Raw genomic sequence first — 13,907 nt, 5'->3', positions numbered from 1 at the left:
CCCTTGGTTCAGATCAGCTTATTGCACGCCGTAGCGTTTGGTCCAGTCCGCTTCGAGCCGCTCCATCCATGAGCTGTGCGGTTCGGGCAGTGTCGGCCCCAGCTCATCGGGCTTGAGCGTTGCGATGCCCAGATCGAGCTGATCAAACAAAGCGCGATCATTGGCTCCAAGGCTCGCCAGATCCAGAACGGTCGGATCCCCCCAGATGTCCGGATCCTGTTTGCGGGCCTGCGCCTCGGGCGAGAGCAGGAAATCGGCCAGAACCATGGCCCCCGCCTTGGCATTGGCATTGAACGGGATGGCGACGAAGTGACTGTTGCCGATGGTTCCCCCATCAAAGGTGAAGGAGCGCACAGTGTCAGGCAGTTCGTTGTTGGCAATTGCCGCCGACGCATCGCCGGGGTTGAAGGTGAAGGCGATCTCGATCTCGCTGTCGGCCAGAAGATTCTTGAGCGACGACACATTGTCTGGGAAAGCCTGCGCCTTGCGCCAGAGATGGGGATGCAGCGCATCGAGATACGCAAAGAGCTTGTCGGCGACGGGGCCATAGCTCTCATCGGTGACAGGCTCGGCCATCACCGATGGATCGGGCGCAAGCTCAAGCGCGATCTGCTTGAGGAAGGTAGAGCCGAGGAAGTCAGGTGGCTTGGGATAGGCAAAGCGCCCCGGATGGGCTCTGGCCCAGTCGAGCAGTTCGGCTGCAGACTTTGGCAGATCGGTCGTAACGGCACTGTCATAGTAGAAGGACAATTGCGCCATGCCCCATGGGCTTTCAAGACCATCAGTCGGGACAGTGAAGTCCGTTGTCAGGGTCGGTTTCCCATTGATGTCGGCGAAGCGATAGTTCGGCAGGTCCGGCGCCCAGCTCATGGGCAACAGGAGCCCCTTTTCCTTGAGCGAGGCGAAGTTTTCACCGTTGATCCAGACCAGATCAACCGAACCGCCCTCATCTTTACCCGCGGCCTTCTCGGCAACGATCTGGGAGACCACGTTGGCGGTGTCGCTGACCTTCACATGCTGGAGAGTGACGCCGTAGCGATCCTTAATCTGGTCACCCGCCCAATCGATATAGGCGTTGATGCGATCCCCACCGCCCCAGGCATGAAAATAAACCGTCTGGCCTTTTGCCTCGGCGAGCACTGCGTCCCAGTCAGACGGGTCGATTTCGGCTGCATCGAGGGTCGCGGGATGCATTATGGTTGCGGCAATGAGGCAAAGTCCCACAAGACCTGTCGCCCGCAGCAAGGGTGACGTGTGAGCCTTTGAGCCGGCTGCGCAATGAAACGGGGCGGCAAACATCTTCTTCTCCTTCAGGGCAACAGATTGGGCGCGTCGCTGTTGCGGATGCGCCGGATTGCTCAAGCCGTTCGGCCTTAATGCCTGCCAGACCTGTGCTTGGCTGAACTCTGGATCGAGTTGTTTCAAATCCATCGGTACACGGTCAATTCACAAGTGGTTGAAACCCGCGAGAGCGTGGAGACTTTTGTCATGTATAGAACAACGAAAAACCCCGCATCGCGGCGGATGCGGGGTTCACGATCGGATCACTCAGATTGTCTTGAACAGACTGAGGATTATTCGGTTTCGCCTGCGTTGCCGGCCTGAAGCTGGCAATATTTTTCCTTGCCGAGATCGGCGTAGAGGCTGAGCTGGGTTTCGAGATAGTCGATGTGGCCCTCTTCGTCAGCCATCAACTCTTCGAACAGCGCCTTGCTGATATAGTCGCCAGCTTTCTCGGCGGCATCCCGGCCTTCCTTGTAAAGGGTGCGGGCGCCAATTTCGCCCTTCAGGTCGCTTTCAAGGATTTCCTTGATGTCTTGACCGATCAGCAGCGGATCAAGATGCTGAAGGTTCGGATGACCTTCGAGGAACAGGATGCGCTCGATGAACTTGTCGGCATGGTGCATTTCCTCGATGGATTCTTCGCGCCATTTGGCGGCCATCTTGGTGTAACCCCAGTCGTCCAGAAGACGATAGTGCAGCCAATACTGGCTGACAGCCGTCAGTTCACTGCGCAGGCCCTTGTTGAGATATTCGATTACAGTGTCATTGCCCTTCATGTCGATCCTCTTTTGCTATAGTTCAAGTCAAAATCCGGAATGGGTGGCCCAATGTTAGCGATCTGAAAGACAAGAGGAAATACGCAAATCCGCGTTCCACTTTCTTGGTCGTTTACTGCCGTCCATCACATAATCTCTTTAGAATAATTCTAATTTAATGCGTCCAGTTGCCCCGGTCAAGAGCCCCGCGAAGAATTGTGCCACTGTCCGCTCTTTATTCCAAGATGGCACAAGCGCTCACGTCACACTTAGGGGGTGAAAGGTGGACACCCCTGAAAATGACGGACTTGCAGGCGCTCGATCTCGTCTCGCTTTGCAACCGAAACATCATATCCATTCGCCAGAAGCAGAGCCTCCATCATCGGACGACAGCAGCCGCATTTGGCGCGACAGCCCCGGCCACGGTAGATTTTGTTCGATCGTATCGGGGTATCGGGTTCTTCCTTTTTCAGATGTTCAGCAATCTCGAGGATTTCCTGATCAGTTATCTTGTTGCAATGACAGATGATCATTTTCTAACTCTTCACTTTTCAATCCCCAGAGATGTCTCTCACTGCCCATATAAGAATTGATATCGCCATTGGCAAACAGGTTTCTTGTCCCTATCTTTAAGGAAAGAGGACTTGATCATGCAAAACAGTGAACGGAAGACCCTTGTGCTAACAGGCGCAAGCCGCGGTATCGGTCATGCCACGGTGAAACGCTTTTCGCAGGAAGGGTGGCGTGTGATCAGTTGTTCGCGACATCCTTTTTCCGACAAATGCCCCTGGCCGATGGGGGAAGCGGACCACATCCAGATTGATCTGTCCGATCCTGATAGTCTGGGCGTCGCCGTGGGAGAAATCCGCAACCGGCTGGCCGCCGAAGGCGGAAAACTAAACGCGCTGGTCAACAATGCCGCCATCAGCCCGAAAAACGAGGATGGCAATCGGCTGGACAGTCTTGAAACGCCGATGCATATCTGGCGTCAGGTCTTTCAGGTCAATTTCTTCGCTCCAATCATGCTGGCGCGCGGCCTGTTCGAAGAACTGAAGGCAGCAGAAGGGTCGATCGTCAATGTCACCTCGATTGCCGGGATGCGGGTCCACCCGTTTGCCGGAACCGCCTACGCAACCTCCAAGGCGGCCCTTGCTTCCCTGAGCCGGGAAATGGCGGCAGATTTCGGTCCGCACAAGATCCGCGTCAATGCCATTGCGCCCGGAGAGATCGATACATCGATCCTGTCGCCTGGCACCGAGAAGATCGTGGAGGGCATTCCCATGCGCCGGCTCGGCCTGCCATCGGAAGTCGCCGACACGATCTTTTATCTTTGCTCGGACGCCAGCTCCTATGTGTCTGGTGCCGAAGTGCATATCAATGGCGGGCAGCACGTCTAGGATCTGATCGCCACTTTCCCACATCCTTGCGTATCTTTGGATATTTTTGCTGCCTCAATCCAATTGCGACATTGTGTCACATCAAATTCCCGTTAGGATAGGGTCGTTGCATCAATGACAACGAACGGGATGCGGCGCCTGTCACGACAGCATTCCCCTCTGGAGGCAGCGTGAAGAGGCAAGCCGCAGGAGGCCCCGGAGGAGGATGTTATGACTGATATTGCCAACCACGGAACGCTTGACGATGCTCCGGCAGCGCCGTCTTCGAACCCTTCGACTGTTGCCTCGCTGAATGAGCCGCAGATCAGGGACCTGACGACGGAAGATCTGACCTATGCCCTCAGCGCCGGCATGCGGGATCTGCAACACAGCGCGCCTTATGGTCTGTTCTTCGGTGCCTTCTATGCTCTCGCTGGCTGGCTTCTTTTGTGGCTCCTTTCGGTCTATAGCCTTCCCTATCTGGTTTATCCGCTGGCCTCGGGCTTTGCGTTGATCGCCCCCTTCATCGCTGCGGGACTTTATGAAATCAGCCGCCGCAGGGAATATGGTCTCCCGCTTTCGCCCGGAGCGGTATTCGGTGCGATCTTCGGCAAAGAGACCAAGGAATTGCGCTGGATGGCGCTGGTCACGGGCTTTGCCTTCATCATATGGATCGATATCGCGATCTTTCTTTACGTGATTTTCTTTGGTCTCGAGGCGCTCAGCCCATCGACGCTGATCAGCACCGTTGTCGCGACTCCGGAGGGTGCCCTGTTTCTGGTGGTTGGCAATCTGGCTGGTGCAGGACTGGGGCTCGCCGTTTTCTCGATCACGGCCATTTCCTTTCCCATGCTCCTTCATCGCGACGTCGATTTCATCACCGGCATGATCACCTCGATCCGGTGTGTGCTCGCCAACCGCAAGGCCATGTTGAGCTGGGCCATTTTCATTGCCTTCATGATGCTGGTCAGTCTGGCGTCGCTGCTTCTGGGCCTGATTGTCATTCTGCCGCTGCTCGGTCATGCAACATGGCATCTTTATCGAAGAGCAATCATACTTGATGAAACAGCAATAGAATCCAATACATCATCTTGAGTGAGGCCGATAATGGGTCTGCCAGCGCATATTTTTAGTCCCCACACGAACATGCGTTGACGGTCGTTAGATATCATGCGAGATGGTTTCGACTATGGGAGGGGATCAGGTGTGCGCCTGATCCCCTTTTTCTTGGTCTGTTGCTGACCTCGGCCAATTTCAGCCTATTCCGCCGGGCTTGAGGCGGAGCGTTGCCTCTCTTTTGCGCCACCATGCAACAACCATTGGAACAGATTGCGGATGTCGAGACCGACACCGAAGAGGCATGGCACAAGGAACAGGACGAACAGGGTGGCCACGGCAAGTCCGAAGACGATGGTCACCGCCATGGGCTTGAGGAACTGCGCCTGTACGGATGTTTCGAACAGAAGCGGCGTGAGGCCACCAACGGTGGTGAGGGATGTGAGCAGAACCGCCCGCAAGCGATCACAGCTTGCGCCGATGGCTGACTGCTTCAGGCTCTCTCCATGCGCCAGCCGCTCATCCAGTCGACTGACAAGGATAATCGAGTCGTTGACGAGAATGCCCGCAAGTCCGAGCAGGCCGATCATTGACAGAATGGTAAGCTGGAAGCCCAGCAGATAATGGCCCAGCACAGCCCCGACCACTCCGAACGGAATGATCATCATGATCGCGAAGGGACGCAGGTAGGATGCGAACACCCACGCGAGGATGACAAAGATCGACGCCAGCGCAATGATGGTTCCGATCTTGAGATCGGTAAAGGCCTCCTGCCGTTCCTCGTTGCGGCCCGAGAAGCTGTAGCCCACACCATGCTCGGCTGCGAACCGCGGCATCAGGTCTTTGTCCAGCTCGGCCACCAGTTCCGAGACCGTGACCACCTCTGAATCCACATCTCCCGTCACGGCGACCGTTGTCTTGCCGTCAAAGCGCTGGATCGACGAAAAGCCCTGTCGGTCTGTGAGCGAGACCACTTCCATCAAGGGAACATACGGTCCAGAGGGACTTTTAACCCAAAGGGATCTCAGATTGTCCCGGTTCTCCTCGCTCAACTGCTGGATCTTGACGTCCACCTCATCTTCGAAGATGGCCAGCTTGCGCGCCGTCCGCCCGTCGATCAGATCGCGCACCGCACCACCGATGGACTGGGTCGTAAAGCCGAGCCTCTCGCCTCTTGGAGTGAGCTGAAGAACGAGCTCTGGTTTGCCATAGGGCAGATTGTCATCAAGTTCGCTCACGCCCGGGTAGGAAGACAGCCGGGCTTGCAAATCAACAGACGCCGCCTTGAGGATCTCAGCATTTGCCCCGGTGAGGCGGATGTCGAGATCGGCTCCGGGTGGTCCGCCTCGCTGGCCCCGGATGGAGGCGCGGCGTAGACCGGCGATCTGGGGAATTCTGGCGCGCAGTGCCTCCTGAAAGGTGCCGGTGCGCACGCTGCGCTGCTCCGAGCTGGTCAGGCGCAGACGCAAGGATGCCACATTGTCAGCAGTTGTCCTGCCTGAGGTCCCAAGGGTCGTGAAGGAGGCAACAACCAGCTTCTCGCCCTTGCCGACAGCTTCCTCGGTCTCGTAGATCGCGTCATCGACCTCGTTGATGATGGCAATGGCATCTTCTTCCAGAATCCCGACATTGAACACCAGCGAAATGGTGAGCGTCTCGGCTTCCGCAGACGGGAAGAAGACAAAGCCGATGCGGCCTCCGCGCAAGACACCGACGACGAGCAGCATGGAGGCGATGCAGATGGCCAGTGTGGTGTAGCGCCAATCAAAGGCAAGGGTTACAAGCGAACGGAACGGCCCATCACGCAGGGCAGAAAAGCCCTTGTCGAAGCCACGGCGAAAGGCCCCTTCCTCCTGCCGTCCATGGTGACCGAGCCGCTCGGCTTTCCTTGTCCGGCACACGGAAGCCACCTCGGCAAGGCAGGCCAGCAGGAAACTCCCGACGGCAAGCGCGGGGATCGCCAGAGGCCCCAAGCCGTCGATCAATGCATGCAGCCAGATCCACGCGCTTTCGGATACCCCTCCGAACTTTGCAACAAGTTCCGGGGACAGGGCGTAGAAAGAGACCAGCGGCAGGACAATGACGAGGCCGACGACAATGACCCGCTTGACGCTCCAGCCCCGGTGATGGCTCGGTGTCATGGAGTGCGCGAGATGGCCAGGAAGAATGAAAAAGCACTCGACGAGGCTCGCCAGCAGAACGGAAATCACAACGACCGGCAGAACACCCATGATCTGGCCGATCACATCGCCGATCATCAGGATAGGCGAGAATGCCGCGATGGTGGTCAGAGATGCTGCCGTGATCGGCATGAACATGCGCTTGCCCGCCCCTTCGGCAGCGACCACACCCGGCGCGCCATCCTCATAGCGGGTTGTCGTCTCCTCGCCGATGACAATCGCGTCATCGACAATGATGCCGAGCATCATGATGAAGGAGAAGAGCGACATCATGTTGATCGTCTGGCCAAGGGCCAGCAAGATGACGCAAGCCGCCAGCATCGCGATGGGAATGCCCGCCGTGACCCAAAGGGCCGTACGCAAATTGAGGAAAATGGCGAGGATGATCATCACCACCAGAAGGCCGGACGCCGCGTTTTTGACGAGCAGCAGAATGCGGTCGACGAGCGCTTCGGCAAGCGAGTCATATTGGGTAATCTTGAGGGTCGGCGGCAAGGTCTGCCTTGCTTGCTCAAGATAGTCTGCGACGATGGCGGATGCCTTGAGGGAATCCGCGCTGGAAGCACGCTTGACCACGAGTTGGATCGCCGACTGGCCGCGCATGATACCGCGCACCTGATCGGGATTGAGGCGTCTTTCTATCCGGGAGATATCTCCCAGCTCGACGCTTGATCCGCTGATCTGAGACTTGATCTCGATCCCTGCGAGCTGCTCGGGTCTTTCCTCGACAGCAAGGGTTCTGACCTGCTTCTCGATGCCATCCCGGACACTGCCCGACGGCAAATCGCGGCTGTTGGATGACACCGCATTGGCGACATCCTGAATGGTCAGAGACAGTCGGCGCAGATCATAGTCACTGATGCCAACGAAGAACTCTTCATCTCTGAGGCCCGTGAATTCCACCGCATCGATGCCGCGCTCGATCAGATCGTCACGCATGGTGCGCGCAAAGCCCCGCAAGGCCGTCTCGTCGAAAGGCCCCGACAGGATCAGCCGCGCGACATCATCCCGAAACTGCAAATAGGACACTTCAGGATCTTCGGCCTGATCGGGAAAGGTGGTGATGGTGTCGAGGTTTGTTTCCACATCGCGCAGGGCCGCCTGCATGTCTGCGCCGGGCTTGAAGTCTAGATAGATCGAAGCGAACCCTTCGCGGGCAACGGACTGGATATTGTCGACGCCGTCGACAAAGCGGATCTTCGGTTCGACAATCTCGAGAATGTTGGCTTCCACATCCTCTGCGCTGGCACCGGTCCAGACGACGGAAATACGGAGCGTGTCGGTTGCCACGGTGGGAAAGAACTGAGTGTTCATGCGCGACAGGGCGAACACGCCCGCCATCAGCAGCAGGATCATCAACAGATTGGCGGCGTTGGGGTGATGCACGAAAAAGGCGACGGCCCCGCCCCTGCCCCTTGGATCCATCCGGCTCATTGAGTGCGCTCCGTCTGGTCGGCGGGCTGAGCGGGCGGATTGTTGCTTTCATCGCTATCCTGAGCTGGCGCTTCAGGCAACACGACCTTGAGGCCCGGGCCAGCTTCGGCAATGCGGGTGGCGATGATCTCGGCCTCGTCTCCAAGAGCCGACCCATCGATCAGCACATCATCGCCGAGATAGGCCAGAACATCGACGGTGCGCGGCTGCATGCGTCCATCCTCATGCACATAGACCGTGTGCCCCAGATAGAGCGCCGCCTGCGGTATGCGGATGGCATCGGAATAGTTCCTGTCTGGCACGACCAGCTCCACGAAGGTGCCCGCACGCAGGTCGGTGCCCTTGGCAAACCGGGCGTAAACCTCGATGCCGCCATCGCCCGCACTGATCTCCGCAGTGATCCGTTCGATCACCGCTTTGTGGCTGCGGATGCTATCCCCCAGTTTCCAGTTGGCTGTGATCTGGCGGCCTACGAGCTGGTTGTTGCCCGAAGTCAGGCGGCCATATTGCGCGTCGGAGATGGTAAAGCGAACTTCCAGCTCTTGAGGATCATAGAGCGAGACCAAAGTGTCGCTGCCCGAGACCGAACGCCCCAACGCGACAGACTTGCTCAGGACAACGCCTGTGAACGGCGCCGTCAAAGTCGTGTTGGTCAGATTGCGGCGGGCCTGTTCAAGCTTCCAGTTCAAACGCTCGATGTTCGCCTGCTGCTGATCGATCCGCGCCTTCTGGACGAGCAGATTGTTCTGGGCGGCCTTCACCGCCTGCTCGCGTTGCGAGAAGGTCAATTTCCGGCTTTCGAGCGCTTGCCGGGTGAGACTGCCGCTCTTGATCAGCGTCTCGGCGCGTTCAAGATCGGAGCGGGCAATGCGTTCCTGCTCAAGAAGGAATTGAAGGCTTGCTTGTTCGCTGGCACTCGATGCCCTTGTCTCGGCCAATCGTGCTCTGGCCTCTGCCAGATTGGCGTTGGCTTCTTCCACAGCCCCTTCGAACTCGAACGGATCCACGCGGACCAAGTCTGCGCCCTTTGCGATGGTGCCGCCCTCAACCAGCTCGGGGCTGACCCAGATCACCTCACCACCAACCAATGCGCGGAGATCCACCCGCCGGGCGGCGGACACGGTGCCATAGACCAGAATATCGGGCTGAATGGTCGCGGGGGAGGCCTTGACCAACTGGACGGCATAGGCCTGCTCCCGAGCCTGCCTGCGCTGAACCTCGGGCTTGGTCGCCACGAGCATATTCATAATTGATGCCGCAGCCACGATGACAATCAGCGGCAATGCGAGGCGGAAAAACCATCGCACGGCCGACATGACCTTGCGTCCAGCCGATCGGCTTGGTTGCCGGTCCGGCGCTTCGTTCGTGTCCGCCCGGCTGGGGGCCTGTCGGTCCAGCATTGGCTGAGGCTTTTCATCGCTATGATAATTCATGGTCCTCGGGTCGACAGAGGCTGCGGGATCATCAGACGGCAGGTGGCCCGGTTTGTGGCTTTCCTGCTGCAGCTGTTGATCCACTAAGATGCGGTCACGCAAGGCTTCACACTTCATACGTGATCGCAACAAGGTTGGATGCCCGGAACGGATTTTGGCCATATGGCGAGACAGTTCGGGTTTCTCTTATGAGAATATTCTCAAAAGCGGTATTTGCGCACAATCAAACTTTTACGTCATTTTGTATCCGATTGTATCACACAAACAAAAAACGCCCGTTCCCGGGCGTTTTTCATACGTTACAACAGTGTCTGGCGGCTCGGTTTCCGAGGATAACTCAGGCTCCGCTGGCGCCTTTCTTCTCTTGCGGGTCGAATTCATAGCGCGTGCTGCAGAATTCGCATGTCACTTCAATCTTGCCATCGACCAGCAGGTCTTCGAGCTCCTCATCCGAGAAATTGCTCATCATGGCGCTGATGCGCTCGCGGCTGCAGGTGCATTGATCGACCACGGGCGTGGCATCAAAGACCCGCGGGCCGTTCTCGTGAAACAGCCGGTAAAGCAGCGTCTCTGCAGACACCGCCGGATCGGTCAATTCTTGGTCTGTCAGGGTCGAGACAAGCGCCTCACACTCACGCCATGCGTCCGCCTCGGTGACGTGAAGGATGCCCTGCATATCCGGATCGGGATGGTCACCGGGATGCAGATCACGATGGGGAATGTCTTGGGAGGAATGCGGCAGATACTGCACCAGCAGACCGCCGACGAGCCATTCACTCCTCGGGTTTTCGCCCTCTTGCCGAGACACCATCTCGGTGGCAGCAAGGCGCACGCGTGTCGGCAACTGCTCTGACTGTAGGAAGTAGCTGTCAGCTGCCTCCTCCAGACTCTTGCCGTCGAGCACAACAACCCCCTGATAGCGGTTCATATACTGGCCCTGATCGATGGTCATCACCAGATGCCCCTCACCCAGCAGCTGCTCGGGCTTGGTCTCCCCCTTGGCGATCAGCGCGGCAAGCGCCTCCTCGTCAAAGCGGACATAGGCACGGATGGCATCGGGTGCCTGAAAATCAACCACCAGCATGTTCACCGCTCCTTGTGACTGAACCTGCAAAATGAGCTTGCCCTCGAACTTGAGGGATGAGCCGAGCAGGGTCGTCAGAGCAATGGCTTCGGCGAGCAACCGGTTGACCGCATCGGGATAGTCATGGCGCTGGATGATGCTGGAGACGGAATCCTTGAGATGAACCACGCGCCCTCTTACATCCAGTCTGTCGACCTGAAAGGGAAGAACGCGATCCATCTCAGCAAGGCTTGGCATTTGTTCGGTCATGAAGATCTCGCTTTCTTCGCCCCGTCTGATGGCTGGCCATCATTGGGCAAAGGCAAAGGGCGGATACGGTCGCATCCACCCTTGTGATTGTTTGAGCTTAAAGCGTCAAGACCGGGTCTTCAATAAGGCCCGGCATGATCGCCCGCTGGGGTCAGCTGTCACCCAAGGCCTTGTTGAAGCACCAGACCATAATGCCCTTTTGTGCGTGTAGCCGGTTCTCGGCCTCGTCGAAGACCACCGACTGCGGCCCGTCGATCACCTCGTCCGTCACTTCCTCGCCGCGATGGGCAGGCAGGCAGTGCATGAACAGGGCGTCATCCTTGGCCAGAGCCATCAATCTGGTGTTGACCTGATAGGGTTTCAAGAGATTGTGTCGATGTTCGGCATCTTCATCGCCCATCGAGACCCATGTGTCAGTGATGATCAGGTCAGACTGGTCTGCAGCGTCTTCTGCGGTGTCGCAGAACTCGATCTTGACACCACGATCGCGCAGGCGATTGATCACCTCGAAGTCGGTCATCAGCTCGTCCGGCACAGCCACACGCATGGTGAAATCAAATTTCTCGGCAGCCTGCAACCAGGACACAAGCACATTGTTGTAGTCGCCAACCCAGGTCACGACCTTGCCTTCAAGCGAGCCGCGATGTTCCTCATAGGTCATCACGTCCGCCATGATCTGGCAGGGATGGGAGAAATAGGTCAAACCGTTGATCACGGGAACGGAGGCATATTTTGCCAGTTCCTCAACCGCCTCGTTATCCAGCATCCGGATCATGATGCAATCGACAAAACGGGACAAAACGCGCGCCGTATCCGGGATGCTCTCCCCGCGGCCCAGCTGCATTTCGGCCCCGGTCAGCATCAAGGACTCACCACCCAGCTCGCGGATCCCGACATCGAACGAGACGCGGGTCCGTGTAGACGGCTTGTCAAAGACGAGCGCGACGACCTGATCGGCAAGCAGATCGGTCTTGCGTTCCACCTTGCGCTTGGTCTTGATTTCATGTGCGGTCGCCATGATCGTCTTGAGCGTCGTGGCGTCCAGTTGTTCCAAATCCAAAAAATGGCGAATAGGATCGTTAGACATAGCCTGCAATCCCCCTGTTCCTAATGATTGTCTTTCTGGTTAGCGGACACTTTTGCGAGCGCTTTGTCCAGACTATTCATTGCAAAATCTATTTCTTCTTGGCCGATGATCAGCGGCGGTGCCAATCGCAGCACATTGTCACCAGCCGGAACCGCGAGCAGTCCTTCGCCACGGCATGCGGCCAGAAGCTCGGCAGGAGGGACGGTCAGCTTGAGTCCGAGCAACAAACCGCGTCCCCTGATTTCGGTCAAGATATCAGAATGGGCATCCCGAATTTCTGCCAGACGCTGCTTCAGCACGAGGCTGATATCGCGAACGCGTTCGAGGAACCCTTCTTCCAAAACGACATCAAGAACGGCATTGCCGACGGCCATGGCCAGCGGATTGCCACCATAGGTAGAGCCGTGTGTGCCAGGAACCATGGCCTGAGCGACCTCTTCGCGGGCCATGCAGGCCCCCATCGGAAAGCCGCCGCCAATACCCTTGGCGATGGCCATGATGTCCGGTTCGATGCCATATTCCTGATGGGCGAACAGGTATCCCGTCCGACCAACACCGGTCTGAACCTCATCATAAATTAACAGGATGTCCAATTCATCGCACAAGCTTCTAAGTGCTTGGAGAAAAGATGGCGCAATTTCGCGAATTCCGCCCTCTCCCTGGATCGGTTCGATGAGGATGGCAGCTGTGGTTTCCCCTACTGCCGACTTCACCAAATCGATATCCGGAGCGGGCAGATTGACGAAGCCGGGGGCCTTTTCCCCAAAGCCCTCAAGATACTTTTCCTGTCCACCGGCCGCGATCATTGCCAGCGTGCGGCCGTGAAACGCCCCATCAAATGTGATGATCGTGGTTTTATCCACGTTGCCCTTGCCGTAATGGTAGCGCCGGGCGGTCTTTACCGCGCATTCGAGAGCCTCGGCTCCCGAGTTCGTGAAAAACACCTTATCGGCGAAAGTCGCTGCGCAGAGCCGTTCACCCAGACGCTGCTGCCCGGGAATGTCATATAGGTTGGAGACATGCCACAGCTTCTCCGCCTGAGCCTTGAGCGCATCCACCAGATGGGGGTGCGCATGGCCAAGGCTGTTGACGGCAATGCCTGCAGCAAAGTCCAGGAAGCGTCGGTTATCTTGCGTTGTCAGCCAAGCGCCTTCGCCCTTTTCGAACTTCAGATCAGCACGTGCATATGTGGCAAACAGCGAAGATTGTGTCATTTTATTCACCCTCGTCCCAAGATTCCGGTCCCCTGTTTTCACCGAAACTCCCGCCCGTGATTGACACGCTTTCTAGATCGAACCGGAAAGGCGTTTCAGGCAGGTATCGACAGGCTCTTCTCCACCGATCGTCACCGTCGGCTTTTCGGCGGAAAAGCAACAAAAAAAGCCGCCCCATCGGCGGCCAGCGAAGGTCTTCTTTTGCCGGACCGAAGTCGGTTTGTCAATCTGAATGCGCCATTTGAAGAGAAAATAATCTGCTTTAAATGAGTTACTCCACAATATTATATTGTGATAAGCGCGAAAATATTGCGATTTAATAGCGAAGCGATGAGGCGAATTTATAAACAGTCCGTGAAATCATGAATTGAATGCCTTAGCGAAGTATGCACTTACTGCGTGGAAGCCTTTATCCAAAGGCAATAGGTTGATCATTGTCGTGCCACTCACCGTCGCAGAGAGTGATCAACGCATCATCAGAGAGTCCGCACATGCTGCTCTGGCATCCGTGCTCTCGAACCAGGCGCCGGTCTTCATACTGGTATCATAACGCTTGCCCACAACTTATCCACAACAACTCAACAGGCATGAGAGCGGAAATGCAATTTTCTATTGCTGAAAAAATTTTGGACATCCTCTGATTCGGTTTTCTGGGGAAAAGGGTTAATTCATTCCTAACGCTGTATTGCGACGACGTCACTGGATATAGTAGTTTACAAATTATTAACTACTAATATCAATGCGGCAAACTACAA

At 56.8% G+C, this 13,907-nt stretch carries 9 protein-coding genes; 2 read left to right on the top strand and 7 right to left on the bottom strand.

All coding sequences use genetic code 11. From position 1 onward, the window contains the following. Positions 1-18: 18 nt before the first annotated feature. On the bottom strand, positions 19-1,245 hold the full coding sequence (locus CPH65_RS10175) for an ABC transporter substrate-binding protein (RefSeq protein ID WP_371359457.1): 1,227 nt from the start codon (positions 1,243-1,245) through the stop codon (positions 19-21). Positions 1,246-1,574: 329 nt separating this feature from the next. After that, positions 1,575-2,060 carry a bacterioferritin gene (bfr, locus tag CPH65_RS10170; protein WP_096173371.1) on the bottom strand — a complete coding sequence of 162 codons (486 nt, stop codon included), beginning with the start codon at positions 2,058-2,060 and terminating at the stop codon, positions 1,575-1,577. Between the two features lie 629 nt (positions 2,061-2,689). On the opposite strand from bfr, the gene CPH65_RS10160 reads away from it, so the two are divergent. Both CPH65_RS10160 and CPH65_RS10155 read left to right on the top strand, forming a co-directional pair. Next, on the top strand, positions 2,690-3,436 hold the full coding sequence (locus CPH65_RS10160; protein WP_096173369.1) for an SDR family NAD(P)-dependent oxidoreductase: 747 nt from the start codon (positions 2,690-2,692) through the stop codon (positions 3,434-3,436). A 210-nt stretch (positions 3,437-3,646) separates the two neighbouring features. Further along, the gene (locus tag CPH65_RS10155; RefSeq protein ID WP_096173368.1) at positions 3,647-4,510 is read left to right on the top strand and encodes a DUF2189 domain-containing protein; all 864 of its coding nucleotides are present in this window, start codon (positions 3,647-3,649) and stop codon (positions 4,508-4,510) included. Between the two features lie 164 nt (positions 4,511-4,674). On the opposite strand, the gene CPH65_RS10150 is transcribed toward CPH65_RS10155, so the two are convergent. The 5 genes from CPH65_RS10150 to CPH65_RS10130 all read right to left on the bottom strand — a co-directional run bounded on the left by CPH65_RS10150 (position 4,675) and on the right by CPH65_RS10130 (position 13,152). Further along, complete coding sequence (locus tag CPH65_RS10150) at positions 4,675-8,085, bottom strand: efflux RND transporter permease subunit (protein ID WP_244574589.1); 3,411 nt, start codon at positions 8,083-8,085, stop codon at positions 4,675-4,677. Next, a complete protein-coding gene (locus tag CPH65_RS10145; RefSeq protein WP_157747607.1) occupies positions 8,082-9,635 on the bottom strand; it encodes an efflux RND transporter periplasmic adaptor subunit in 1,554 nt (517 codons plus the stop codon). Before CPH65_RS10145 ends, CPH65_RS10150 begins: the two co-directional genes overlap by 4 nt. 220 nt (positions 9,636-9,855) lie before the next feature. Beyond that, entirely contained in the window at positions 9,856-10,851 is a 996-nt protein-coding gene (locus CPH65_RS10140; RefSeq protein ID WP_096173366.1) for an Hsp33 family molecular chaperone, read from the bottom strand. A gap of 151 nt (positions 10,852-11,002) precedes the next feature. Next, the gene (argF, locus tag CPH65_RS10135; protein WP_096173365.1) at positions 11,003-11,938 is read right to left on the bottom strand and encodes an ornithine carbamoyltransferase; all 936 of its coding nucleotides are present in this window, start codon (positions 11,936-11,938) and stop codon (positions 11,003-11,005) included. Between the two features lie 20 nt (positions 11,939-11,958). Further along, positions 11,959-13,152 carry an aspartate aminotransferase family protein gene (locus CPH65_RS10130; RefSeq protein WP_096173364.1) on the bottom strand — a complete coding sequence of 398 codons (1,194 nt, stop codon included), beginning with the start codon at positions 13,150-13,152 and terminating at the stop codon, positions 11,959-11,961. Between the last annotated feature and the right edge of the window lie 755 nt (positions 13,153-13,907).

The sequence above is a fragment of the Cohaesibacter sp. ES.047 genome (assembly GCF_900215505.1).
GTDB lineage: Bacteria > Pseudomonadota > Alphaproteobacteria > Rhizobiales > Cohaesibacteraceae > Cohaesibacter.
Note: the sequence above shows the minus strand (reverse complement) of the source record. Positions and strands in the feature narration are given on the sequence as shown.